The 25,630-nt window shown below is 59.2% G+C and carries 23 protein-coding genes and 2 pseudogenes; 18 read left to right on the top strand and 7 right to left on the bottom strand.

The genetic code is table 11. The features are described 5' to 3' along the window. Window positions 1-17 precede the first annotated feature (17 nt). From KP808_RS01915 to KP808_RS01895, 5 genes are all read left to right on the top strand, one after another. Window positions 18-389: a gamma-butyrobetaine hydroxylase-like domain-containing protein gene (locus tag KP808_RS01915; RefSeq protein ID WP_002551642.1), complete on the top strand. Its 372-nt coding sequence runs from the start codon at window positions 18-20 to the stop codon at window positions 387-389. Between the two features lie 313 nt (window positions 390-702). Next, window positions 703-2,382, top strand: coding sequence for a class II poly(R)-hydroxyalkanoic acid synthase (gene phaC, locus KP808_RS01910; RefSeq protein WP_058402821.1), 1,680 nt, complete (start codon window positions 703-705; stop codon window positions 2,380-2,382). Between the two features lie 63 nt (window positions 2,383-2,445). Next, window positions 2,446-3,303: a poly(3-hydroxyalkanoate) depolymerase gene (gene phaZ, locus KP808_RS01905; protein ID WP_004654231.1), complete on the top strand. Its 858-nt coding sequence runs from the start codon at window positions 2,446-2,448 to the stop codon at window positions 3,301-3,303. A 156-nt stretch (window positions 3,304-3,459) separates the two neighbouring features. Continuing rightward, window positions 3,460-5,145 carry a class II poly(R)-hydroxyalkanoic acid synthase gene (gene phaC / locus KP808_RS01900; protein WP_230017349.1) on the top strand — a complete coding sequence of 562 codons (1,686 nt, stop codon included), beginning with the start codon at window positions 3,460-3,462 and terminating at the stop codon, window positions 5,143-5,145. Window positions 5,146-5,211: 66 nt separating this feature from the next. After that, window positions 5,212-5,826: a TetR/AcrR family transcriptional regulator gene (locus tag KP808_RS01895; protein ID WP_230017348.1), complete on the top strand. Its 615-nt coding sequence runs from the start codon at window positions 5,212-5,214 to the stop codon at window positions 5,824-5,826. A gap of 233 nt (window positions 5,827-6,059) precedes the next feature. Here the strand turns inward: KP808_RS01895 and KP808_RS01890 are convergent, their stop codons facing one another. The 3 genes from KP808_RS01890 to KP808_RS01880 all read right to left on the bottom strand — a co-directional run bounded on the left by KP808_RS01890 (window position 6,060) and on the right by KP808_RS01880 (window position 7,706). After that, on the bottom strand, window positions 6,060-6,845 hold the full coding sequence (locus KP808_RS01890) for a phasin family protein (RefSeq protein WP_230017347.1): 786 nt from the start codon (window positions 6,843-6,845) through the stop codon (window positions 6,060-6,062). A 10-nt stretch (window positions 6,846-6,855) separates the two neighbouring features. Further along, window positions 6,856-7,329, bottom strand: a complete 474-nt coding sequence (locus KP808_RS01885; protein WP_005778662.1) for a phasin family protein — start codon at window positions 7,327-7,329, stop codon at window positions 6,856-6,858. Window positions 7,330-7,427: 98 nt separating this feature from the next. After that, on the bottom strand, window positions 7,428-7,706 hold the full coding sequence (locus KP808_RS01880) for a polyhydroxyalkanoic acid system family protein (RefSeq protein WP_057412218.1): 279 nt from the start codon (window positions 7,704-7,706) through the stop codon (window positions 7,428-7,430). A gap of 143 nt (window positions 7,707-7,849) precedes the next feature. Between KP808_RS01880 and ubiE the strand changes: the two genes are divergently transcribed. From ubiE to KP808_RS26035, 13 genes and pseudogenes are all read left to right on the top strand, one after another. Beyond that, entirely contained in the window at window positions 7,850-8,620 is a 771-nt protein-coding gene (gene ubiE / locus KP808_RS01875; RefSeq protein WP_002551635.1) for a bifunctional demethylmenaquinone methyltransferase/2-methoxy-6-polyprenyl-1,4-benzoquinol methylase UbiE, read from the top strand. Then, window positions 8,620-9,243 carry a ubiquinone biosynthesis accessory factor UbiJ gene (locus KP808_RS01870; RefSeq protein ID WP_230017346.1) on the top strand — a complete coding sequence of 208 codons (624 nt, stop codon included), beginning with the start codon at window positions 8,620-8,622 and terminating at the stop codon, window positions 9,241-9,243. Before ubiE ends, KP808_RS01870 begins: the two co-directional genes overlap by 1 nt. Beyond that, window positions 9,240-10,859 carry a ubiquinone biosynthesis regulatory protein kinase UbiB gene (ubiB, locus tag KP808_RS01865; protein ID WP_057401435.1) on the top strand — a complete coding sequence of 540 codons (1,620 nt, stop codon included), beginning with the start codon at window positions 9,240-9,242 and terminating at the stop codon, window positions 10,857-10,859. Before KP808_RS01870 ends, ubiB begins: the two co-directional genes overlap by 4 nt. 67 nt (window positions 10,860-10,926) lie before the next feature. Next, entirely contained in the window at window positions 10,927-11,319 is a 393-nt protein-coding gene (hisI, locus tag KP808_RS01860) for a phosphoribosyl-AMP cyclohydrolase (protein WP_002551632.1), read from the top strand. A gap of 2 nt (window positions 11,320-11,321) precedes the next feature. After that, entirely contained in the window at window positions 11,322-11,654 is a 333-nt protein-coding gene (locus KP808_RS01855) for a phosphoribosyl-ATP diphosphatase (protein ID WP_002551631.1), read from the top strand. 44 nt (window positions 11,655-11,698) lie between these two features. Continuing rightward, window positions 11,699-11,974, top strand: coding sequence for a twin-arginine translocase TatA/TatE family subunit (locus tag KP808_RS01850; RefSeq protein ID WP_002551630.1), 276 nt, complete (start codon window positions 11,699-11,701; stop codon window positions 11,972-11,974). Window positions 11,975-11,978: 4 nt separating this feature from the next. Further along, on the top strand, window positions 11,979-12,455 hold the full coding sequence (gene tatB, locus KP808_RS01845) for a Sec-independent protein translocase protein TatB (RefSeq protein ID WP_230017345.1): 477 nt from the start codon (window positions 11,979-11,981) through the stop codon (window positions 12,453-12,455). Then, on the top strand, window positions 12,452-13,252 hold the full coding sequence (gene tatC, locus KP808_RS01840) for a twin-arginine translocase subunit TatC (protein ID WP_058402815.1): 801 nt from the start codon (window positions 12,452-12,454) through the stop codon (window positions 13,250-13,252). The genes tatB and tatC overlap by 4 nt, the downstream gene beginning before the upstream one ends. Beyond that, the gene (locus tag KP808_RS01835) at window positions 13,249-13,956 is read left to right on the top strand and encodes a 16S rRNA (uracil(1498)-N(3))-methyltransferase (protein WP_058408279.1); all 708 of its coding nucleotides are present in this window, start codon (window positions 13,249-13,251) and stop codon (window positions 13,954-13,956) included. Before tatC ends, KP808_RS01835 begins: the two co-directional genes overlap by 4 nt. Before the next feature lie 88 nt (window positions 13,957-14,044). Continuing rightward, a pseudogene (locus tag KP808_RS26315) lies at window positions 14,045-15,058 on the top strand (methyl-accepting chemotaxis protein); the annotation flags it as partial. A 39-nt stretch (window positions 15,059-15,097) separates the two neighbouring features. Continuing rightward, a complete protein-coding gene (locus KP808_RS26310) occupies window positions 15,098-15,961 on the top strand; it encodes a methyl-accepting chemotaxis protein (protein ID WP_456107281.1) in 864 nt (287 codons plus the stop codon). Window positions 15,962-16,079: 118 nt separating this feature from the next. After that, window positions 16,080-17,201 (top strand): annotated as a pseudogene (locus KP808_RS26040) (methyl-accepting chemotaxis protein); the annotation flags it as partial. Next, on the top strand, window positions 17,187-18,107 hold the full coding sequence (locus tag KP808_RS26035; protein ID WP_407692671.1) for a methyl-accepting chemotaxis protein: 921 nt from the start codon (window positions 17,187-17,189) through the stop codon (window positions 18,105-18,107). The pseudogene KP808_RS26040 and the gene KP808_RS26035, both read left to right, overlap by 15 nt. 1,124 nt (window positions 18,108-19,231) lie before the next feature. Here the strand turns inward: KP808_RS26035 and mdoH are convergent. The 4 genes from mdoH to pip all read right to left on the bottom strand — a co-directional run bounded on the left by mdoH (window position 19,232) and on the right by pip (window position 25,449). Beyond that, window positions 19,232-21,814, bottom strand: coding sequence for a glucans biosynthesis glucosyltransferase MdoH (mdoH, locus tag KP808_RS01820; protein WP_230017342.1), 2,583 nt, complete (start codon window positions 21,812-21,814; stop codon window positions 19,232-19,234). Next, a complete protein-coding gene (locus KP808_RS01815) occupies window positions 21,807-23,735 on the bottom strand; it encodes a glucan biosynthesis protein G (protein ID WP_058402810.1) in 1,929 nt (642 codons plus the stop codon). Before KP808_RS01815 ends, mdoH begins: the two co-directional genes overlap by 8 nt. A gap of 265 nt (window positions 23,736-24,000) precedes the next feature. Further along, complete coding sequence (gene dtd / locus KP808_RS01810) at window positions 24,001-24,438, bottom strand: D-aminoacyl-tRNA deacylase (protein ID WP_230017341.1); 438 nt, start codon at window positions 24,436-24,438, stop codon at window positions 24,001-24,003. Between the two features lie 39 nt (window positions 24,439-24,477). Then, on the bottom strand, window positions 24,478-25,449 hold the full coding sequence (gene pip, locus KP808_RS01805) for a prolyl aminopeptidase (protein WP_058408283.1): 972 nt from the start codon (window positions 25,447-25,449) through the stop codon (window positions 24,478-24,480). Between the last annotated feature and the right edge of the window lie 181 nt (window positions 25,450-25,630).

The following is a 25,630-nucleotide window of genomic DNA, read 5'->3' as shown; positions in this document are numbered from 1 at the left end:
CCTTGAGGCTGCTTTCAATGCTCCCCACCGCCATCCAGCTGCACAAAGCTTCCAAAACCCTGACGCTTAAGTACGCGCCGGATGAGGAATATCATCTGCCCGCCGAATTTCTGCGGGTGCATTCCCCTTCTGCCGAGGTTCAGGGCCATGGCAGGCCGATCCTGCAATTCGGCAAACTGGGCGTCGGTCTGAGCAAGGTCGAGCCGGCTGGGCAATATGCACTGAAATTGACCTTTGATGATGGCCACGACTCAGGACTGTTCACCTGGGAGTACCTGTACGAACTGGCAAGACGCCAGGAGTCCCTGTGGGAGGACTATCTGCAAGAGCTGAAAAAAGCCGGCAAATCCCGCGATCCCTCCGAGCAAGTCATCAAGCTGATGCTCTGACCCCTGCCGCCCGCGCGATCCTCACAGAACATTCAAACCCGTGCAGCCTCACCGCTCGCCGTTTTAGGACGCGCTTTCTAATCGTTTTTGTTTCAATGTTCCGCGCAGCGGCCAATGAGTGGCTGACGCTGCTTGCGATTTTTTGAAATCTCGCGTAACCAATAACCTTGGCAAATTCCCTGCATCGAAGTCGATGCGAGAAACAGCCTGCAAGGCATGAGTTACACGAGCAGTAGTGCTGGCTAACCGCCTGTGTCACTGGTTCACAGGCAAGGAATGTCAGTGTTCGCATCAAGACAATGGAGCGTCGTAGATGAGTAACGCGAAAGACGATGACCTGCAGCGCCAGGCTTCCGAGCACACCCTGGGCCTCAACCCGGTCGTTGGCCTGCGGCGCAAGGATTTACTGAGCACCGCGCGGATGGTTTTGCGTCAGGCTTTCAAGCAACCGATCCACAGCATCAAGCACGTCGCGCACCTTAGCGTCGAACTCGGCAACGTGATCTTCGGCAAATCTGCCTTGCAGCCAACACCGGAAGACCGTCGCTTCGCTGATCCGGCCTGGAGCCAGAACCCGCTGTATCGCCGTTACCTGCAGACTTACCTCGCCTGGCGCAAGGAACTGCATGACTGGATCGGTGGCAGTGATCTCACCCCGCAAGACATCAGTCGCGCGCACTTTGTGATCAACCTCATGACCGAGGCCATGTCACCGACCAACTCTGCCGCCAACCCGGCCGCCGTGAAACGCTTCTTTGAAACCGGTGGTAAAAGCCTGCTCGATGGCCTGTCGCACTTGGCCAAGGACCTGGTGAACAACGGCGGAATGCCGAGCCAGGTCAACATGGACGCGTTCGAGGTTGGCAAGAACCTGGGCACCTCCGAGGGGGCCGTGGTGTTTCGCAATGACGTACTGGAACTGATCCAGTACAAGCCGATTACCGAGCAGGTTCACGAGCGACCGCTGCTGGTGATCCCACCGCAGATCAACAAATTCTATGTCTTCGACCTGAGCCCGGAAAAAAGCCTGGCGCGCTTCTGCCTGCGCAGTAACGTGCAGACCTTCATCATCAGTTGGCGCAACCCGACCAAGGCACAACGCGAATGGGGGCTGTCGACCTACATCGAAGCGCTCAAGGAAGCGGTCGATGTGGTACTGGCGATCACCGGCAGCAAAGACCTCAACATGCTGGGCGCCTGTTCCGGTGGCATTACCTGCACAGCGCTGCTGGGCCACTACGCAGCCCTGGGCGAAAAGAAAGTCAACGCCATGACCCTGCTGGTCAGCGTGCTCGATACCACGCTGGATACCGAGGTCGCGCTGTTCGTCGACGAGCAGACCCTGGAAACTGCCAAGCGTCATTCCTATCAGGCGGGTGTGCTGGAAGGTCGTGACATGGCCAAGGTGTTTGCCTGGATGCGCCCTAACGACCTGATCTGGAATTACTGGGTCAACAATTACCTGCTGGGCAACGAGCCGCCAGTCTTCGACATTCTGTTCTGGAACAACGACACCACACGCCTGCCCGCCGCCTTTCACGGCGACCTGATCGAAATGTTCAAGAACAACCCGCTGACCCGCGCCAACGCGCTGGAAGTCTGCGGCACGCCGATCGACCTCAAACAGGTCACGGCCGATGTGTTCTGCCTGGCCGGCACCAATGACCACATCACGCCATGGGCCTCCTGCTACAAATCAGCACGGCTGTTTGGAGGCAAGACCGAGTTTGTACTGTCCAGCAGCGGCCATATCCAGAGCATCCTCAACCCGCCGGGCAACCCCAAGTCGCGTTACATGACTCACGACGAGTTGCCAGCAGACCCGGCGGCCTGGCAGGAAAACGCTACCAAGCACACCGATTCCTGGTGGCTACACTGGCAAGAGTGGCTGGCCACGCGCTCGGGCAAGTTGAAAAAGGCGCCTGCCGGGCTTGGTAACAAAGCCTATCCGGCAGCCGAGGCAGCGCCCGGAACCTATGTTCACGAGCGTTAGACCCGTCAGTCTTGAAAGAACCCGGGGTGCGTTCCCGGCGGTTAAATCAACAGGGCTTAGCGCATGCCGCAACCGTTTGTTTTTCGCTCCATCGACCTGAACGGACACACTATTCGTACGGCCGTGCGCCCAGGCAAGAGCCATCTGACACCGCTGCTGATCTTCAACGGCATCGGTGCCAACCTGGAACTGGTATTCCCGTTTGTTGAAGCACTGGACCCGGACCTGGAAGTCATCGCCTTCGATGTGCCGGGGGTCGGTGGTTCGTCGACACCCAATCGGCCTTATCGCTTTCCGGGGCTGGCCAAGCTCGCAGCGCGCATGCTCGATTACCTCAACTACGGGCAGGTCAATGCGATCGGTGTTTCGTGGGGCGGGGCGCTGGCTCAGCAGTTCGCTCATGACTACCCGGAGCGCTGCAAGAAACTGGTGCTGGCCGCCACGTCGGCAGGCATGGCGATGGTGCCGGGCAAGCCTCGCGTGCTGTGGTTGATGGCCAGCCCGCGCCGCTACATTCAGCCGTCGCATGTGATCCGTATTGCACCGGAGATCTACGGCGGCGCGTTTCGACGCGATCCCAATCTGGCGGCCAATCATGCTGCCAAGGTGCGCTCGTCCGGCAAGCTGGGCTATTACTGGCAATTGTTCGCGGGCATGGGCTGGACCAGCATTCACTGGCTGCACAAGGTTCACCAGCCGACTCTGGTTCTGGCCGGTGATGACGACCCGCTGATTCCGCTGGTGAATATGCGCCTGTTGGCCTGGCGAATACCCAATGCCCAGCTACACATAATCGATGACGGGCATTTGTTCCTGATCACGCGTGCCGAAGCCGTGGCACCGATCATCATGGGTTTTCTGCAACAGGAACGGCAGCGCGCAGTCATGCACCCACAGCCAACGCCGCCCAGAACGCGCTGATAGCGCCAACACGCCCGGCAATGTGAGCAGCCCGAGAGAAACAGCGTCACCCACTGCGCAACACAACGGAGTTTCAACCGCGCAGAGCGACGCCAGCCCCTTCGCAAGCGGACTGGCGCCAACCCATGAGTTGCCTGACGAAGGAGTGTTGCCCTCATGCAAGAAAAATCCGCGAAGGTTGCCAGCGCTGCACCCACAAACTTCATCAACGCGCAGAGCGCCATCATCGGCCTGCGCGGGCGAGACCTGTTTTCTACCTTGCGTAACGTCGCAGCCCAGGGTTTGCGGCACCCGGTTCGTAGTGCTCGCCACGCTCTGGCACTGGGCAAGCAGTTGGGGCGGGTGGTGGTGCTGGGCGAAACACCCTATCCGCACAATCCCAAAGACCCCCGCTTCGCTGACCCGACCTGGAGTCTCAACCCGCTTTATCGCCGGGGTTTGCAGGTGTATCTCAGTTGCCAGCATCAGGTCAGACAGTGGATCGATGACAGCGATCTGTCCACTGAAGAGCGGGCGCGGGCGCACTTTCTGTTCACACTGATCAACGATGCGCTGGCCCCTTCCAATACGCTGCTCAACCCGCAGGCCGTCAAAGAGCTGTTCAACTCGGGTGGTACCAGCCTGATCAAGGGCCTGAGCCACATGGCCGATGATCTGTTGCACAACAGCGGGCTGCCCAGCCAGACCACCAAGGACGCTTTTGAGGTAGGCCGAACCGTAGCGACCACGCCTGGTGCGGTGGTGTTTCGCAACGAAATGTTCGAGCTGATCCAGTATCGGCCCATGAGCGAAAGGCAGTTCAGCCGACCGGTCCTCATCGTGCCGCCGCAGATCAACAAGTTCTACATCTTCGACCTCAGCCCAACCAACAGCTTTGTGCAATATGCGCTCAAGAACGGCCTGCAGACCTTCGTCATCAGTTGGCGCAACCCGGATGTCCGTCATCGGGAGTGGGGGCTGTCCAGTTATGTCGAAGCGACCGAGCAGGCGATGAATATCTGCCGGGCGATTAGCGCAGCACGCGAGGTCAATCTGGTGGGCGCTTGCGCGGGAGGTCTGACCGTTGCCGCATTGCTGGGTCACTTGCAGGCCAAGCGCCAAACCCGCCGTGTGGCCAGCGCAACCTATATGGTCAGCCTGCTGGACAGCCAGATCGAAAGCCCCGCCACGCTGTTTATCGACGAGCAAACCCTCGAAGCTGCAAAGCGCCGCTCCTATCAGCGCGGAGTGCTGGAGGGCAGCGAGATGAATCGGGTGTTTTCCTGGATGCGCCCCAATGACCTGATCTGGACTTACTGGATCAACAATTACCTGCTGGGCAAATCGCCACCGCCGTTCGACATTCTTTACTGGAACAACGACACCACGCGCCTCCCCGCTGCGTTGCACGGTGATCTGCTGGACTTCTTCAAGCACAACCCGCTCAGCCATGCGGGTGGCCTGGAGGTCTGCGGAACACCCATCGACCTGCAGAAAGTCACGGTGGACAGTTTCAGCATCGCTGGCATCAACGACCACATCACGCCATGGGACGCAGTTTACCGTTCTACGCTGCTATTGGGCGGTGAGCGCCGCTTCGTGCTGTCCAACAGCGGCCATGTGCAGAGCATTCTCAACCCGCCGGGCAACCCGAAAGCCAACTATGTCGAGAACAGCAAGCTGAGCAGCGACCCGCGCGCCTGGTACTACGACGCGCAGCATCATGATGGCAGCTGGTGGCCGAACTGGCTGAAATGGGTTCAGGAGCATTCCGGGGCCGAGCACGACACCAGGATGGAGTTGGGCAACGCTACTTATCCGCCCATGGAGGCTGCGCCCGGGACTTATGTGCATGTGCGCTGAAACGCTGGATTGCGCCCTGCCCGATCAGGCAAAGCCGGCCCTTTGACTTGTGAACAAGAAGACTGGATGAAAACCCGCGACCGTATCCTTGAATGTGCCTTGACGCTGTTCAACCAGCAGGGCGAGCCCAATGTTTCCACGCTGGAAATCGCCAATGAAATGGGTATCAGCCCCGGCAATCTGTATTACCACTTTCATGGCAAGGAGCCGTTGATTCTGAGTCTTTTCGAGCGGTTCCAGGCAGAGCTGGCACCGCTGCTCTATCCGCCTTCGGATGCCAGGCTTGAGGCCGAAGACTACTGGATGTTTCTGCACCTGATTGTCGAGCGATTGTCGCACTATCGTTTCCTGTTTCAAGACCTGTCCAACCTCGCCGGACGGCTGCCAAAGCTGGCCCGCGGCATTCGCAACCTGCTCAACTCGATCAAGAAAACCCTCGCGTCACTGCTGGCCCGTTTGAAATCGCGGGGGCAACTGGTCAGCGAAACCCAGGCGTTGGGGCAACTTGTGGAGCAGATCACCATGAATCTGCTGTTTTCACTGGATTACCAACGCATTCTGGGTCGCGAGGGTAATGTGCGGGTGGTGGTCTACCAGATCATGATGCTCGTGACCCCACACCTGCTGCCCACCTCAAGGCAGGCAGCCGAACAGCTGGCGATGGAGTATCTGGGCAGGTAAACCCGGGCACGATAAGAAAACGCATCGACAGGCTGAACGCAACCCCTTGTAGGAGCGAGCTTGTTCGCGAAGTCGGTGGTTAAGGCGATACATATTCGCGGAATGTGCAGGCCCCTTCGCGAACAAGTTCGCTCCCACGGCCTTCGGCCAGAAGCATTGGCAGGAGAGGTGTTCGGAATATCAAAAAAGCCCGGGCTGCTTGGCAGGCCGGGCTTCGATGTTACAGCTGTCTGTCAGGACTGGCTGGCGGGTGTTGCCGGTGCAGCGGTCGGGGCTGATGCAGCGGGGGCCGAACCGGTTGCCGGAGTCGCCGATGCAGCGGGCTTGGCGGCAGGCTTGGCAGCCGGTTTTATGGCTGCTGGTTTCTTCGCCGCAGCTGGTTTGGCAACTGTCTTGGCCTTGCTGGCGGTGGCAGTAGCGGCCTTGCTGGCTGCATCGACCGGTTTGGCCGCAGCTTTCTTGACTGCTGGCTTGGCCGCTGCGGCTTTCTGCGCCGTTTTATCCGCTGTTTTGGCGACGGTTTTAGCCGCGGCCTTGACCAGCGGTTTTGCCGCAGTTTTCGGCGCAGGTTTGGCCGCAGCAGTACGCGAAGCGACCGGTTTGGCTTTCTCACCCGTCAACAGCTCGATCTGCCGGGTCAACTGGTCGACCTTACTGTGCAGCGCCTGAACTTCATTGCGGCTCGGCACGCCCAGACGCGAAATGGCACTGTTCAGGCGCTTGTCGAAGGCCCCTTCCAGCTCATTCCATTTACCCACCGCGAGATCTTTTACGTCACCGACCCGCGACTTGGCGGTCTTGGCGGTGTCCTTGACCTCATCCAGCTGCTTCTGCGCCTCGACCTTGGTCTGCTTCTCGGCTTTCTCGCCGTCTTTGACCAGTGTCTCGAAAAGCTTGCTGCCGTCATTGCTTATCTTGGAATAAGCGCCCAGGCCCGCCAGCCAGATCTGGCGAGAGTATTTCTCGACCTCACCAATCCATGAGCTGCCGTCTTTGTCGGTTTTTTTCTTGCCAGCCATCCTGCTCTCCTTATTGTCCAGACTCTGAACGTTCGAATCGTTTCGACCCGGAGCGTTCAAGCTTTTTAGGCACGACACGTTCAAGCAATGCCGTCAGCTCGTCGAGCTTGGCAGAGAGCGTGTCAACATCATGTTTAGACGGGATTGCGATGCGGTTCAAGGCTTTTGCGACACGACGGTCGAAAGCACTCTCGATTCTGCCGAGTTGCGCCTCTACACGACCTTTGGCGTAGGACACTTCGCCCTTGATCGAGTCGATTTCGCTGTTGGCCGCAAGACGCTTCTCATCGACCGTTTTGACGACTTCCTTTTCGGCCTGCTCGCCAGTCCTGATCAGGTCCCTGACGTACTGCGTGCCTTCTTCGTTGACCCTGGAATAAGCCCCCAGACCGGCCAGCCAGATCTTGCGGGCATACAGCCTGACGTCGGAAAGCGTGGAGGATTGCTGGTCTTCGATGTTTTTCTTCGTGTTCGCTCTGGCCATGGTGCACCTCATGTTCGAAAGTTGAAGGAACCGCCCAGCTATGGGCATAAGCGCAACGTTACGGAGAAAAATTAGAATGCTCACCCTAGGGCGAAGACTCAGGCGGCCAGTGCTTTATCCAGGACGCGCTCGACTTCAGTCTTGATGGAGCCGCTCATGGCCGACAGGATGAAGTTCAGCTCGATGTTGATACGGATCAACGCTTCTTCGACTTCGACCTTGCCCTTGGCCCCCTTGCCTTCCAGTTTTACGGTATCGCCTGCCCATTCGTGGGCCAGCCCGTATTTGTCGGAAAGCTTCTCGACCAGTTGCTCGGCCCTCTCGCGAGCCTTTTCCCGGCCCAGTGCGTGCGGGCGTTCAACGGTTATCTTGGCCATGCAGGCTTCCTTGATGATCAGATGAAATGCGGCGCAACTATATAGACCCGCCTGCATCCAAGAAAGCGTTGCCGGTGAGCCTTGTCAAGACAAAGCCGGCCCTGGCGATTAGAATGGCCCGCACTCTATTCCGGTGAAGCGATATGAACGATCAGCGCAAAGGCAGCGATGCCGAACCTACGACTCACTTCGGTTACAAAAATGTACCGGAAAGCCAGAAGGCAGAAAAAGTCGCTGAGGTTTTCCATTCGGTTGCGGCCAAATACGACCTGATGAACGACCTGCTGTCCGGTGGCATGCACCGTCTGTGGAAGCGTTTTGCAATCGAGCTTTCGGGCGTCCGTACCGGCAACCGCGTGCTGGACATTGCCGGCGGTACGGGCGACCTGACCCGCAAATTCTCCAACCTGGTCGGCCCGACCGGCCAGGTGGTACTGGCTGATATCAACGCCTCCATGCTCAAGGTCGGCCGTGACCGCCTGCTGGACCTTGGCGTGTCGGGCAACGTCGAGTTCGTCCAGGCCGACGCCGAAAAGCTGCCGTTCCCGGACAACCATTTCGACTGCGTGACCATCGCCTTCGGCCTGCGCAACGTGACGCACAAGGAAGACGCTCTGCGTTCCATGCTGCGCGTGCTCAAGCCCGGTGGACGCCTGCTGGTGCTGGAGTTTTCCAAGCCGACCAACAAGCTCATGTCCAAGGCCTATGACGCCTATTCGTTCGCGTTCATGCCGTTGATGGGCAAACTGGTCACCAATGACTCGGAAAGCTACCGCTATCTGGCCGAATCGATCCGCATGCACCCCAACCAGGAGACCCTCAAGTCGATGATGGTGGAAGCCGGTTTTGACCGTGTGACCTACCACAACATGACGGCGGGCGTCGTGGCCTTGCATCGCGGTATCAAACCCTGATGTTGCTCCGGGGGCTGCTCGCCAGTATCGAGCACGGCATCAATCGCGTGTTGCGCCTGGACAGCACCGCGCTACCGCGTATGGCGCGCTTGTCCGGGCATGTCATTGCCGTGGACTGTCGCGATCCGTCCCTGAAAATCTTTATCCTGCCCAGTGACGAAGGTCTGCTGCTGGCCGCAGACTGGGCTGCCGACGCCGACTGCACCTTGCGTGCGCCAGCCTCCAGCCTGCTGCGTCTGGCCCTGAGCAAGGACAAGACCGCCGTGTTGCATGGCCCCGACGTCGAGCTGGACGGTGACAGTGGCGTACTGCTGGAACTGGTCGGCATTCTTCAGGACCTGGAACTGGACTGGGAACACGAATTGTCCAACTGGGTCGGCCCGGTAGCCAGTCAGTTGTTCAGCAGCCGACTGCGCGACAGTGGACGCTGGACACGTGAAAGTTTCACCAGCCTCAGCCAGAACGTTGCCGACTACCTCAGCGAAGAATCGCGTACGCTGGTGGGTAAGCACGAAGCCGAAGCACGATTCGCCGAACTCGATCAGATCAAACTCGATCTGGACCGTCTCGAGGCGCGCTTTGCCCGCCTCGCCCACTCCCTCAATACCAGCGATAACGCATGAAGCTGCTTGCCGTCCGCCGTCTGTTTCGCATTCAACGTGTCGTTATCCGCTATCGCCTTGATGACCTGTTGTTCGCCCTGCCCCTGCCCTGGTGGATGCTCGCGGTGCGTTTCGTGCTGCCCTGGCGCTGGCTGCCACGGCGTAAATCCGAGCTGAGCCGTGGCGTACGCTTTCGTCTGGCATTGCAGGACCTGGGGCCGATTTTCATCAAGTTCGGGCAACTGCTGTCTACTCGGCGCGACCTGCTGCCCGAGGACATCGCCGACGAACTGATGCTGCTGCAGGACCGCGTGCCGCCGTTCGACCAACAGGTGGCCATCAACCTCATCGAAGAACAACTGGGCGCACGTATCTGCGACGTCTTCAGTCGCTTTGACGAAACCCCACTGGCATCTGCTTCGGTCGCCCAGGTGCATGCCGCCTGTTTGAAGACCGGCGAAGAGGTCGTGGTGAAAGTGGTACGCCCAGGCCTCAAGCCGGTCATTGGCCAAGACCTCGCGTGGCTGTTCATCCTTGCCCGCATGGCCGAACGCGTGTCAGCGGACGCACGCCTGCTGCACCCGGTGCAGGTGGTGATGGATTACGAAAAAACCATCTACGACGAGCTGGACCTGCTGCGTGAAGCCGCCAATTCCAGCCAGTTGCGTCGCAACTTCGAAGGCTCGGATCTGCTCTACGTGCCACAAGTCTACTGGGACTGGTGCCGCCCCAAAGTGCTGGTCATGGAGCGTATTTACGGCCTGCAGGTCACCGACATGGCCGGGCTGGCCGACCAGCGCACCGACATGAAACTGCTGGCTGAGCGCGGCGTGGAAATCTTTTTCACCCAGATATTTCGCGACAGTTTCTTCCACGCCGACATGCACCCCGGCAATATTTTCGTCAGCACGGTCAACCCGTGGAGCCCGAAATACATTGCCATCGACTGCGGCATCGTCGGCAGCCTGACGCCGGAAGATCAGGATTATCTGGCCCGTAACCTGTTTGCCTTCTTCAAGCGTGATTATCGTCGGGTTGCGCAGCTGCACATTGATTCGGGCTGGGTGCCGGCAGAGACCAAGCTCAATGAATTCGAAGCTGCAATCCGCACGGTCTGCGAGCCGATTTTCGAGAAGCCGCTCAAGGATATTTCCTTTGGCCAGGTGCTGATGCGCCTGTTTCAGACCGCGCGCCGCTTCAATATGGAAGTCCAGCCGCAATTGGTTCTGCTGCAAAAGACCCTGCTCAATATCGAGGGGCTGGGTCGTCAGTTGTACCCTGATCTGGACCTGTGGAGCACCGCGCAGCCTTATCTGGAGCGCTGGATGCGTGAGCGGGTCAGCCCGAAAACCTTGCTGGGCAATCTGCAATCACAGGTCGAGCAACTGCCGCATATCGCGGGCATGACCCGCGATCTACTGGAGCGTATGTCTCGCCCGCATGCTTCGGATCCGCCACGTCCCTGGCAGGAGCGCAAGGACGAGCCGGTCCTGCGGCTTATCGGTGCAGCGTTATTGGTAGGTGGCGCGATACAGGGTTGGGTGATGAGCGAGGCAGCCACACAACTGCTGACGCTCACCGCCTGGCCAGCGGCGATCATGCTGATTGCCGGGCTGTATCTGATCGTTCGCCGATAGCCAGCAGCGAATGGCGCTGGCACACTGTTCAATCCGCCGGGCATGAACGCCGGCTGCCGGAGTAGATATGAAAGACTGGCTGGACGAGATTCACTGGAACAGCGACGGTCTGGTGCCTGCAATTGCTCAGGATCACAAGACCGGCCGGGTATTGATGATGGCCTGGATGAACCGCGAGGCCCTGAGCCTGACGGCGTCGGAGAATCGTGCCATCTATTGGTCGCGTTCGCGTGGCAAACTCTGGCGTAAAGGTGAAGAATCAGGTCATGTGCAAAAGCTCCATGAACTGCGCCTGGACTGTGATGCCGATGTCATTATCCTGATGGTCGAGCAGATCGGCGGCATCGCTTGCCATACCGGCCGCGAAAGTTGCTTCTATCGAGTGTACGAAAACTCAGGCTGGAAGACCGTCGACCCGGTTTTGAAAGATCCTGACGCTATTTACTCAGCAGGCCACTGAACATGACTGATACGTTATCCCGCCTGGCTGAGGTGCTGGAATCACGCAAGGACGCTGCTGCCGACAGTTCCTACGTCGCCAGCCTGTATCACAAGGGCCTGAACAAGATTCTGGAAAAGCTCGGCGAAGAATCGATCGAGACCATCATCGCTGCCAAGGACGCTGCAGTCAGCGGTGATTGCAGCGACGTAATCTATGAAACCGCTGACCTGTGGTTTCATAGCATGGTGATGCTCGCAGCGCTGGGTCAGCACCCACAAGCCGTGCTCGATGAACTGGACCGCCGATTCGGCTTGTCCGGCCACGCGGAAAAAGCCGCCCGCACGGCAGAATAACGCTCTCCCCTTTCAAGCTTGAAATCTTTTACGAGGACTGTTTCATGGGTATTTTTGACTGGAAACACTGGATCGTCATCCTGATCGTCGTGGTACTGGTTTTCGGGACCAAGAAACTCAAGGGTCTGGGCAGCGACGTGGGTGAGTCGATCAAGGGCTTTCGCAAGGCGATGAATGACGACGACAAGCCAGCCGAACAGCCTGCACCTCAGCCACAGCAGGCACAGGCTGCCCCTCAGGGCTCGCCATTGAACCAGCCGCATACCATCGACGCGCAGGCGCACAAAGTCGACGAGCCGATCCGCAAAGACCAGGTTTAAGCCCATGTTCGGTATCAGCTTCTCTGAACTGCTGCTTGTCGGCCTGGTTGCCTTGCTGGTACTGGGTCCCGAGCGCCTGCCGGGTGCGGCACGCACCGCAGGCCTATGGATCGGCCGGTTGAAGCGCAGCTTCAATGCGATCAAACAGGAAGTTGAACGTGAAATCGGGGCCGACGAAATTCGTCGGCAGCTGCACAACGAGCACATTATTTCGCTGGAAGACGAAGCGCGCAAAATGTTCGCGCAGAATCCGCCGCCCGAGAACGGCTCCGAGCCGGTAAACCCGTCGCCCGCACCGGCAGCAGCCGAAGCGGCAAGCCCCGCGCACGATGAAGCCGCACACCATGAAATCGGCCCGGCACAACCTGCGGCGCCGAAGACCGAGCTGTCGCTGGAGAAAACCGCGAAACCGGCTGACGCCGGCACACCGGTCCCGACGCCTCCCGCCCACGATTCGTCATTGCCACCGCGAGCACCATGAGCGCTGATATCCCGGAAAACGATCAGCAAATGCCGCTGATCTCGCATCTCACCGAGCTGCGTACACGTCTGTTGCGTTGTGTCGCGGCAGTGTTCCTGATTTTTGCCGGTCTGTTTTACTTCACGCAGAAGATCTACACGCTGGTGTCGGCCCCGCTGCGCGTCTACCTGCCTGAAGGCGCGACGATGATCGCCACCGATGTGGCCTCGCCGTTCATCACGCCGTTCAAGCTGACCATGATGGTCGCGCTGTTTCTGTCCATGCCGGTCATCCTGCATCAGATCTGGGGCTTTATCGCGCCAGGCCTGTACAAGCACGAGAAGCGCGTCGCGGTGCCCCTGCTGGTGTCGAGTATCATCCTGTTCTACGCAGGCATGGCGTTTGCCTACTTTCTGGTCTTCCCGCTGATTTTCCACTTCTTCGCCAGCGTGACGCCGGAAGGCGTTTCGATGATGACCGACATCGCCAGTTACCTGGACTTCGTGATGACGTTGTTCTTCGCCTTTGGCGTGGCCTTCGAAATCCCGGTGGCCGTGGTGTTGCTGGTGTGGATCGGCATCGTCGACGTCAAATACCTGAAGAAGATCCGCCCTTACGTGATCATCGGCTGCTTCGTGGTCGGCATGATCCTGACGCCGCCGGACATCTTCTCGCAGACGCTGCTGGCGGTGCCAATGTGGCTGCTCTTCGAGCTGGGCGTACTGTGCAGCAAGATGATCAAGAAGCGTGGCGAACATCCGGACGATCAGGCCGAGGACGCTGAAAAGCAGGATCAGCCGCCCGCGACCACACCGTGAACCTGCTGTTGCTTGAGGAAGCCGATTTCATTGCGGCTGACCGGGTGGTCCTGCGTGACCGCCGCCTGAAGCACATGCAGGAGGTGCATCGCGCAGAGATCGGCGACAGTCTGCGCGTCGGCCGCATCAATGGCCTGCTGGGCAGCGCCGAACTGCTGCGCCTTGAGCCTCATGAAGCAGAGCTGCGTGTTTCGCTGGATAGCGCCCCGCCGGTAAAACTGCCCCTCACCCTGTTGCTGGCACTGCCACGCCCCAAGATGCTGCGTCGGGTGTTCCAGACCATCGCAACCATGGGCGTGCCGAAAGTCATCCTGCTGAACAGCTACCGGGTTGAAAAAAGCTTCTGGCAGACGCCATTTCTGGAGCCCGAGGCCATTCGCGAGCAGTTGATTCTTGGGCTGGAGCAGGCACGCGATTCTGTGCTGCCGGAAATCGTCATCGAAAAGCGCTTCAAGCCTTTCGTTGAAGATCGCTTGCCGCAGATCGCGCTCGACACACTGGGCCTGGTTGGCCATCCCGGTGATTTCCCCGCCTGCCCTCGTGCGGTCACAGAGCAAGTCACGCTGGCCATCGGCCCTGAAGGGGGCTGGATACCCTACGAAATCGATCTGTTGCGTCAGTCAGGTTTGCAGCCCGTGCAATTGGGCGAACGTATCCTGCGCGTCGAAACCGCTGTAACGGCCCTTCTCGCCCGCTTGTTCTAAGCTGTCAGTGTCGACTCAATCGCTTCAGTTAACCGATAACTGGCCGATGCAATTGCATACTTAGAGCAAAAGACGTCAAGGAGTGATCATGTCTCGTGGGTTATCCAAAAGCCTCGCCAATGCGAGTGTCAGCCTGAAATTGGCGATCGGCTTTGGCCTGGTGCTGTTGATGACGCTGATGATTTCGGCCACCGGCTGGTTCAGCAATCAGGCCCTTATTGATCGTGGGGACCGTGTTACTGCGATTGCGCAGGTCAATGAGCTGACCCTTCAGTTGCGCATCAACCGTATGAGCTACGAGGCGCTGTACAACGCAGAGACCGCAGCGAAGGTCAGAAATACGCTCGATCAGCTGGACGCCGCGCTGCAAAGCGCCAGGAACCTGCTGCGATCCCCCGAGAACCTGCAATTGCTGGATGCCCAGATTCAGGCGACCCGCGACTACCGCCAGTCCTTCGAGGACATGAGCAAGGCGATCGAAACCCGCGAAGCGAGCCGCAGCCAGATGGGCGAAAACGCCGACAAGGCGGTGGATCAGGCCGACAGGATCGAAGCCGAACTGCTCAAGGAAGATAACATCCTGGCCTTCAATGGCATCGTCGGCGTCAGCAAGCTGATTCAGCAGGCGCGTTTTCAGGTACGTGGTTACACCTACAGCGGCCGTCCCGATTTCGAAAAAGACGCCAATAAGGCCATCGATGACGCGGTGACCGGGATCAACACGCTGGCTGGCGACATTTCTTCCACTTATTCGCCCATGCTGCAACAGGCCATCGCCGGGCTCAATGGCTACCGCGCGGCTGTGGGCCGCTACCGCGATGCCCAGGCCGCCTCCAAGGCCGCACTGGATAAAATGACCACGTTGGGCGTCAGCATGCTCGACACCAGCAACGACCTGATCATCCGGCAGAACAAGAGCCGTGACGCAGACAGCGCCAAGTCGGTCACGATGATCGCTGCCGCTACGGCGTTGGCGCTGATGCTGAGCATTCTCGCGGCGTGGGTCATCACTCGCCAGATCACCACCCCGTTGCAGGAGACCCTCGAAGTAGTGGAGCGGGTGGCCTCGGGCGACCTGAGTCGCAACCTCAAGGTTGATCGCAAGGACGAACTGGGCAAACTGCAGGCCACGATTCAACGTATGACGGTGAGCCTGCGTGAGCTGGTCGGCGGGATTCGCGATGGCGTCACCCAGATCGCCAGCGCGGCGGAAGAGCTGTCAGCGGTCACCGAACAGACCAGTGCCGGGGTCAACAGCCAGAAGGTCGAGACCGATCAGGTCGCCACCGCCATGCATGAAATGACTGCGACCGTTCAGGAAGTCGCGCGCAACGCTGAAGAAGCCTCTGAAGCAGCCGTAGCCGCCGACCAGCAGGCTCGTGATGGTGAGCGAGTGGTCAACGAGGCCATTGCGCAAATCGAACGTCTTGCCTCCGCGGTGGGCAACTCCAGCGAAGCGATGGGCGCGCTGAAACAGGAAAGCGACAAGATCGGCAGCGTGCTGGACGTCATCAAATCGGTCGCCGAACAGACCAACCTGCTGGCGTTGAACGCCGCTATCGAGGCAGCCCGCGCCGGTGAGGCCGGTCGGGGCTTTGCGGTGGTTGCCGATGAGGTACGCAGTCTGGCGCAGCGCACGCAGAAATCCACCGAAGAGATCGAAGCACTGATTGCCGGCCTGCAAAGCGGCACACAGCAGGCCACAACGGTCATGGACAGCAGTCGCGAGCTGAGCACCAGCAGCGTTGAACTGACCCGTAGGGCCGGAGGATCGCTGGAAAGCATCACCAAAACCGTCTCGGCGATCCAGGCGATGAATCAGCAGATCGCCGCCGCCGCCGAAGAACAGAGCGCCACCGCCGAAGAGATCAACCGCAGCATCATCAATGTCCGCGATGTGTCCGAACAGACGTCTGCGGCCAGTGAAGAGACCGCGGCGTCCAGTGTCGAACTGGCCAGACTGGGCAACCATCTGCAGTTGCTGGTGAGTCGCTTTACTGTCTGACCTTGCAGTATCCAGCCCGCGCCAGCACTGAGCGCGGGCTTCTTTTCCCGCAAAAACGTGACACCTTTCACCCCTCTTTCGTGCTCGGAAATATCCTACGACCTTCTCAGGTCACGCAATGAATCACCACGCCGATGCGCTCACAACGCATGTTCTGACTCACCCGGAACATGCTTTTGTTCGCTCATTGCAGGAGATTCCAATGTTCCGACTGATCAATCACGCGCTCGGCAACATGAACGTCAGATTCAAGCTGTCCCTGGGTTTCGGCCTGGTGCTGCTATTGACGCTGATCATCACACTGACCGGCTGGCATGGCCTGTACACCATGATCGACCGCTCCGAGTCGCTCTCGGACATTGCCCAGCTCAACAGCCTCACCAAAGACCTGCGTGCCGAACGCATCACCGATCGCGTGGAAAAAACGCCAGAAAGCACGGCATTGGTGACAGACAAACTCAACGAAATGAAAGCCCAACTCACAGCGCTGCATCGACAGAGCCTCGAGGCGGAAACCACTACGCTGCTCAACGGACAGTTTGAGACGGTAAGCAGACTCGAGAAAACCTTCGCCGACGTCCGGACCAACCGTCAGACCCGTAACCAGGTACGCACCCGCCTGGAGCAGACGTCAGAGCAGGCCTTGCAGGCCATCGCACTGGTTGAGAGCGAGGTGCTCAAGAGCGTAAGCCAGGAACAGGACAGCACTGAGCGGATGGAGGAATTCACCAACATTTCGCAGCTCAGGCAGCAGGTGCAGATCGCTCGTTATCAGGTACAGGCCTACACCTTCACCATTCGCGATGCCGATGAAGCCGCAGCCATTGTCGCCATCGACGAAGCGCTCAAGGAAATCGGGCAGATCGGGCAGGACGAGGACAGTGAAAGCCTTCAGGGCCTGGCAGCCGCCACTACAGCCCTGCAAGGCTATCGGGAAAGGCTCAACGAGTTCAAACAGATACAGACCAAAGCCGAGGCGGACCAGGAACTTATGAGAAGTCTCGGCGATCAGTTGCTGGACTCGGTCGCCGCGTTGAACCGTCTGCAAACCGCTCAGCGCGACAGCGAAGCAGTCAATTCCAGCACCACCCTGAGCAGTGTTGCGGGCCTGGCGCTGCTGATCGGGTTGCTGGCCGCCTGGGTCATGACCCGGCAGATCACCGTACCGTTACAGCAGACGCTGCTTGTCGCAGCACGCATCGCTCAGGGTGATCTGAGTCGGGACATGTCGGTGACCCGTCGTGACGAAATGGGTCAGTTACAAGGCAGTATGCAGACTATGACGGTCAGCCTGCGCGAGCTGGTCGGCGGTATCAGCGAGGGCGTATCGCAGATCGCCAGCGCGGCCGAGCAGTTGTCAGCGGTGACCAAGCAGACCTGCATCGGGGTCACTAGCCAGAAAGACGAAACCGACCAGGTGGCCACAGCTATGAATGAAATGGCCGCGACGGTGCAGGAAGTCGCGCGTAATGCTCAGGAGGCTTCCCAGGCCGCGGCTCAGGCGGACCAACAGGCCCGCAGCGGTGACGAGGTTGTAGGGCGGGCAATCAGTCAGATCGAGCAACTGGCTCGCGAGGTGGTGAACTCTACCCATTCGATGAGCGAACTCAAGCTGGAAAGCAACAAGATCGTCGGCGTTCTTGACGTAATCAAGTCTGTTTCGCAGCAAACCAACCTGCTGGCCCTGAATGCGGCCATTGAGGCAGCTCGTGCTGGTGAAGCCGGGCGTGGCTTCGCGGTGGTCGCCGATGAGGTACGCGGCCTGGCGCAACGCACGCAAAAGTCCACAGAAGAGATCGAGGAATTGATCGCCGCACTGCAAACCGGTACCCAGCAGGTCGCAACCACGCTGGACAACAGCCGCACCCTGACTGACAACACCGTTGAACTGAGCCGCCGCGCGGGAAGCGCGCTGGAGCAGATCACCCGCACGGTGGCGACCATCCAGCACATGAACGAACAGATCGCCACCGCCAGCGAAGAACAGAGCGTGGTTGCCGAACAAATCAACCGTAACGTCATCAGCGTACGCGACATCTCCGAACAGACCGCAGCCGCCAGCGAGCAAACCGCAGCCTCCAGCGTCGAACTCGCCAGACTGGGCACTCACTTGCAGACATTGGTGGGGAAGTTCAGGGTGAGCTGAACCACCATTGCACCCGCAGGCGGCCCGGCGAACACCATCGTGCCCATGCTCCGCGTGGGCATGCCGGTCTGGACGCTCCGCGTCCTCTGACGACGCAGAGCGTCGTGAACTGCATTCCCACGCTGGAGCGTGTGGAACGAGCGTCGTCAGGGATAACACTATCGTGCCCATGCTCCGCGTGGGCATGCCGGTCTGGACGCTCCGCGTCCTCTGACGACGCAGAGCGTCATGAACTGCATTCCCACGCTGGAGCGTGTGGAACGAGCGTCGTCAGGGATAACACTATCGTGCCCATGCTCCGCGTGGGCATGCCGGTCTGGACGCTCCGCGTCCTCTGACGACGCAGAGCGTCGTAAACTGCATTCCCACGCTGGAGCGTGAGGAACGAGCGCGTCAGGGATAACACTATCGTGCCCATGCTCCGCGTGGGCATGCCGGTCTGGACGCTCCGCGTCCTCTGACGACGCAGAGCGTCGTGAACTGCATTCCCACGCTGGAGCGTGTGGAACAAGCGTCGTCAGGGATAACACTATCGTGCCCATGCTCCGCGTGGGCATGCCGGTCTGGACGCTCCGCGTCCTCTGACGACGCAGAGCGTCGTGAACTGCATTCCCACGCTGGAGCGTGAGGAACGAGCGTCGTCAGGAATAACACTATCGTGCCCATGCTCCGCATGGGCATGCCGGTCTGGACGCTCCGCGTCCTCTTGCGACGCAGAGCGTCGTGAACTGCATTCCCACGCTGGAGCGTGAGGAACGAGCGTCGTCAGGGATAACACCATCGTGCCCATGCTCCGCGTGGGCATGCCGGTCTGGACGCTCCGCGTCCTCTGACGACGCAGAGCGTCGTGAACTGCATTCCCACGCTGGAGCGTGAGGAACGAGCGTCGTCAGGGATAACACTATCGTGCCCATGCTCCAGCGTGGGCATGCCGGTCTGGACGCTCTGCGTCCTCTGGCGACGCAGAGCGTCATGAACTGCATTCCCACGCTGGAGCGTGAGGAACGAGCGGTGTTCTGGAGAACCCGTCTTGACCATGTCCTGTGCATTTATGTGCCACAAAGCCCAATAAAAAAGCCCCCGACGCGCTAAGCGGCAGGGGCTTTTTTCGTAGCCGGGCAGTCTTAGACCGGGACCGGCTCCGACGCTTTACCTACAGGCTGCAAAGGCAGCAAGGGCGCATGTGGATCAGCTTCGATGGAAGCTCTCCACGCGGCCAGCCACTCTTCGTGACCTTCGCTCCAGACGCGCTCGTGCAAGCGGCCAAGGGCGACCGGGTCACTCAGCAGCATCAGACGTTCCTGATTGCCGAGTTTGGCCGGGCCTACCTTCAGAGCCTGATCAACACGTTCCATACGCACGACTTCGATTGGCTGTGCCTGACGGTGACGCGAGGTTGCCAGGGCGCAGGCGAGAGCATTCTGGCGAGGATCTACCACAGCCCGAATGAAGCCTTGTTTCAGGGCGTGCCAGCGGTTCTCGTAGGTGTACTGATCCGTAGAGATCAGCTCTTGCGGCGGCTCGAACTCTTCAGGAATCAGGAAGAACTTCTCGTCACGCGCCTTGACGCCAAGATTGGTACGGCTGGAAATCACCGACACCGGAATCGACAGCATCAACGACACCACGATCGGCGCAAGCCACCACAGGAAGCTCGGGTTCAACCAGAACACCAGCAAGGCCCAGCATGCGCCCAGCAGTGTCTGTGGACCATGACGCTTCACGGCTTCAATCCACGGCGTGGAGTCGTCGTCGCGTTGCGGCGAGTTCCAGGTTGCGGCCCAGCCCAGGAAAGCGGCCAGTACGAAGCGGGTGTGGAACAGCATGCGCACCGGTGCCAGCAGCACCGAAAAGAGCATTTCCAGCAGCATCGAGACAGTGACCTTGAACTTGCCACCGAAGCCTTTCGCGCCCTTGGCCCAGATCAGAATGACGCTGAGCAGTTTAGGCAGGAACAGCAGGACGATGGTGGTCGAGAACAACGCAACGGCTTTTTCCGGGTGCCATTGTGGCCACAGTGGATACAGCTGACGCGGTTCAAGGAAGTAGGTCGGCTCCATCAGTGTGTTCACCGCCAGCAAGGCTGTGGACAGCACGAGGAAGAAGAACCACAACGGTGCCGACAGATACGACATCACGCCAGTCAGGAACACCGCACGGTGAACCGGGTGCATGCCCTTGACCAGGAACAGCCTGAAGTTCATCAGGTTGCCGTGGCACCAGCGGCGGTCACGCTTGAGTTCGTCCAGCAGGTTGGGCGGCAATTCTTCATAACTGCCCGGCAGGTCATAAGCAATCCACACGCCCCAGCCGGCACGGCGCATCAGCGCAGCTTCGACGAAGTCGTGAGACAGGATCGCACCGGCGAAGGCACCTTTACCCGGCAGCGGCGCCAGGGCGCAATGCTCGATAAACGGCTTCATGCGGATGATCGCGTTGTGACCCCAATAGTGGGATTCACCCAGCTGCCAGAAGTGCAGACCGGCTGTGAACAGCGGACCGTAGACTCGGGTAGCGAACTGCTGCATGCGTGCATACAGCGTGTCCATGCCCGACGCACGTGGCGCGGTCTGGATGATACCGGCGTCCGGCGTGGCTTCCATCAGGCGAACCAGACTGGTCAGGCACTCACCGCTCATGACGCTGTCGGCATCAAGCACAACCATATAACGGTATTCACCACCCCAGCGACGGCAGAAGTCGTCGAGGTTGCCGCTTTTGCGTTTTACGCGACGGCGACGACGGCGATAGAAGATCTTGCCGAAACCTTTGGTCTCGCGGCACACGTCCAGCCAGGCCTGTTGCTCGGCAACGGCGATGTCAGTCTCGTTGGTGTCGCTGAGCACGAAGAAATCGAAACGATCCAGATCACCTGTAGCGGCGACCGACTCGAACGTAGCGCGCAGACCGGCGAAAACCCGAGGCACGTCCTCGTTGCAGATCGGCATGACCAGCGCAGTACGCGCGCCCTTTTCGATCGGCTCGTTGCCAGCACTGGCACCCGAGATGCGATATTTGTCGCGACCGGTGAGCAGCTCCAGGAAGCCCATCAGCGCGGTCCAGAAACCGGCCGATACCCAGCAGAACAGAATCCCGAACAGCAACAGGATGCTGGTCTGCAAGGCATAAGGCATAACCTGCATGGCGGTCTGCACAAAGGTCTGACGGGTGATTTCGTCGAGCGAAACCAGCGACCAGCCCTGATACGGCAGAATGCCCTTCATGTACCAGCCAGCCACAATCGTCTGACCCAGCATGAGGATCAGCAGGATATAGCGGCGGATCGAACCGACGGTACGCCAGCGCGCCTTGGGCAGATCACGAGGCAGATCGTCGTGCTCTAGCTTGGGCGGGTTGGTCTTGCCGGTCAGGCGACGCCAGCCGCGTACCAGAATGTTGGTGCGCCATGGCTCTGGCACGACCTTGGTCCGGCGAATCGGCGGTGTGGCCTTGAGGCACAGGCGACCGCTGGCATCGACGCCGAGCATCTCGGCGTCCTCCAGCTGGTCTGCGGTGGTCAGCGTAAGGCGGCGACCCACCGAAGCCTGAGCGGCCTCGGCAGGGTCATTGACCGGCTGCGCAGAAAGACGCTCATGCAACTCGGCGAAGGTCTTGCAGCCGGCAAGTTCTGCCCGCTGCTCGTCGCTCATCGGTAAATGCGCCAGGTACTCGTTCAGAGACACTGGCACCGGTAGAGAATTACTCATCGCTCGGCAACTGATAGCTCCAGGTCTCGGTCATGACTTGCAACGTCTTGGCCGGTTCCGGATGGGTGGGTGCTGCCTCGGTTTCAGGCTGCTGAATCTCTTTACCGTCCTTGTCCTTGGCTACGTCAGCCTTGGCTGCGTCGGCTTTGGCTGCATCGGCTTTGGCAACTTCGCCTTTGCCTTTGGCTGCGTCGGCCTTGCCAGCTTCAGGCTTGGCGGTCTCGGGTTTGGCGGCTTCAGGCTTCGGCGCGTCGGCCTTGGCGATTTCTACCTGGTCGTTGGCAGATTCCTTGGCAACTGCCGGCTTGGCAGCTTCCTTGGCAGCAGCCTTTTTCTCTTCAGCTTTGTCTGCAACGAGCAGCGCAGGTTCCTTGCCCGGTTCGGCAGGGATTTCACGCAACAGGTAGGCGCGCATTTCGGTCGGCTTGCCGGAATCCTTGACCTTCACACGCAGGGTCAGGCGGTAGCCTTTGGTGACCGGGTTGTAGCGCAGGTTGTTTTCCACCAGCTCGACGTTGTCGTCAGTGGTCACCTGGCTGCGAATGGTCTTGTCTTCCGGCAATGCGGCCAGTACCGGGCCCACGAAGTCGACCAGGAAGGCAAGGCTGCCATCCGGCTGACGGATCAGGTTGGACTGACGCACATCACCGATGGAGCGTTGGGTCTGCTTGACCCAGCCCAGATCAGGCGAGTGGATCGAGTTTTCCTGCATGGTCCAGTGCAGACGGTAATCGAACGCCATTTCCTTGCCTGGCTCTGCGAGAGTCTCAGGCTTCCAGTAGGCCACGATGTTGTCGTTGGTCTCGTCGGCAGTCGGAATTTCGACCAGCTCGACGGTGCCCTTGCCCCAGTCACCCTTTGGCTCTATCCAGGCGCTTGGACGCTTGTCATAGCGGTCATCGAGGTCTTCGTACTGACTGAAGTCACGGCCACGTTGCAGCAGACCGAAACCACGCGGGTTTTCGACCGAGAAGCTGCTGATAGACAGATGTTTAGGGTTGTTCAGCGGACGCCACAGCCACTCACCGTTGGCAGCCTGAATCGACAGACCGCTGGAGTCGTGCAGTTCGCGACGATAGTTAGGTACACGCGAAGGCTGGTTGGCACCGAACAGGAACATACTGGTCAATGGCGCAACACCGAGCTTGTTGACCTTGTCACGCAGGAACATGCGCGATTTGACGTCAACCAGGGTGTTGGTGCCAGGACGCAGGGTCAACTGATAAGCACCGGTGGCGCGCGGCGAGTCGAGCAGCGCGAAGATCACCAGATGATTGTCATCCGGGCCCGGCTTCTCGATCCAGAATTCCTTGAAGCGCGGGAACTCTTCACCAGACGGCGATGCAGTGTCGATTGCCATGCCGCGTGCGGACAGGCCATAGACCTGACCCTTGCCGATCACGCGGAAGTAGCTCGCGCCCAGCATGGTCATGATTTCGTCCTGCTTGTCATCCTTGTTGATCGGATACAGGACACGGAAACCGGCATAACCCAGTTTCTCGGTGGATTTGGGGTCGATCTTCAGATCGCCGAAATCAAAACGGCTAGGGTCGTACTTGATTTCGTCGACGCTGGTGGCGGTCACTTCATTGATCTTGACCGGCGTGTCGAAGTGCATACCCTGGTGGTAGAAAGACACTTTGAACGGAGTCTTTTCGCCCGCCCATTCGGCCTTGTCATCACGGAAGCGAATCTTCTGATAGTCGGCAAACTTCATATCGCGAAGCTCGTTCGGCAGATTGCTCCTTGGAGCCTCGAACTTCTGCCCGGCCAGTTCTTTGGCTTTTGCCGTTACATCATCAAGATTGAACGCCCACAGTTGACCTGCACTGAACAGGCATACAAGGGCCGAGCTTGCCAGAAGTGCACTACGCAACCGCTTGACAGGTGTCTTTGGAGCATCACAGGGACTAACAATCACGAGCAACCCTCGCCGAAAAACAGATGAAAAAACCAACGGCCAGCTATCAATGCCGGGTTGGCGAGCATTGTTCCGACTCCGAATGGGCTTAATGATTCCCCAATCAGGTGTCAGAACCGCTTTTGTCATACCAAATGGACCAACAGTGTCGATCCCCGTAACGCGCGATTATCCAGCAGCGCGCGCCACAACGCATCAGGTATGGCAAAGAAATTTATTTCCCACTCGACCGGAAAATTCAGGGGAGAAACGATGAAATCGTAGCTTATGTATCGAACAAAAATGTCACTGGGCCATCATTTATCAGATGCACTTGCATGTCCGCACCAAATTGGCCCGCAGCCACGGGGGTATGCGCGATTCTGGCCTGACTCAATAGATAGTCGAACAGTTCGGCACCCAGCGCTGGAGCAGCGGCTTTCGAGAACCCCGCACGCAGCCCGCTTTTGGTATCCGCGGCCAGCGTGAACTGCGAAACCAGCAACAACCCGCCACCCACCTCGCGCAAGGATAAATTCATCTTGCCGTCGGCATCGCTGAACACTCGGTAATTGAGCAGCTTGTGCAGCAACTTATCGGCACTGGCGCGAGTGTCTTGAGGCTCTATGCCCACCAGCACCAGGATGCCTTGATCGATAGCGCCGACAACTTCGTTGCCCACCTCGACGCGTGCGTTTCGCACGCGCTGCAACAAACCTTTCATAAATGCCTTTCCAGACTCAAAACCAATACCAGACTACTGTCATGCTTCTTCGGGCGGGAGGTGGAGCAGGTTGCGCGCAACTTCTGCAGCGGCACGCACCAGCGCATCGGCGATACCGGATTCCGATGCCGAGTGGCCAGCCTCGCGAATGACCTGCAGTTCGCTGCCGGGCCAGTTCTGATGCAACTCCCAGGCATTATCCAGCGGGCAGATGACGTCATAACGACCGTGGACGATGATCGCCGGCAGGTGCGCGATCTTTGGCATGTCGCGAATCAACTGGTTTTCTTCAAGGAACGCCTTGTTCATGAAGTAATGGCATTCGATGCGCGCAATGGACAGCGCACGGTGCGGTTCGGCGAAGCGATCGACCACTTGCGGGTTGGGGCGCAAGGTTGCGCAACGCCCTTCCCAGGTCGACCAGGCTTTGGCGGCGTGCATCTGGGCGATCTGGTCCGGCCCGGTGAGCCGCTTGTGGAAGGCAGCCAGTATGTTGTCGCGCTCATCCAGCGGGATCGGCGCGACATAATCCTGCCAGTAATCAGGGAACAGACGGCTGGCACCCGCTTGATAGAACCAGTCGATTTCCTGCTGACGGGCCAGGAATATGCCTCGCAAAATCAGCGCGTGCACACGGTCAGGATGGGTCTGCGCGTAAGCCAGGGCCAGGGTCGAACCCCATGAGCCGCCGAACAGCACCCATTTGTCGATTCCGAGGTGCTCGCGAATCCGCTCCAGGTCTTCCACCAGTTTCCAGGTGGTGTTGTTCTCAAGGCTGGCATGCGGTGTGGAGCGACCGCAGCCACGCTGATCAAACGTTACGATGCGGTACAGGTTAGGATCGAAGTAGCAGCGACTGTGCGCATCGCATCCGGAACCAGGGCCGCCATGAATGAATACCACTGGCAACCCTTCTGGCGAGCCGCTTTCATCGACGTAAAGCACATGCGGTTGTTCCACGGCCAGATCGTGCCGGGCGTAGGGTTTGATCTGCGGGTACAAAGTCTGCATAAGTGCTCCATAAGTCCAGTTCAGAGGCTTCTATTATTCTGCCGTTGGCATCATAAACCCGAAACGAAGAATCAGCATGCTGCACGTCATTGATCGGGATGGAACGATCGATGCAAGCGTTTTGCCAATTTGGTCAGCGCGCGAACCAGAGCCGTTGCACTGGGTCGAAGCGAGGGCGCTG

Origin of the sequence: Pseudomonas savastanoi (assembly GCF_020917325.1) — a bacterium.
GTDB classification, from domain to species: domain Bacteria; phylum Pseudomonadota; class Gammaproteobacteria; order Pseudomonadales; family Pseudomonadaceae; genus Aquipseudomonas; species Aquipseudomonas amygdali.
This window is presented reverse-complemented; position numbering and strand designations above follow the sequence as displayed.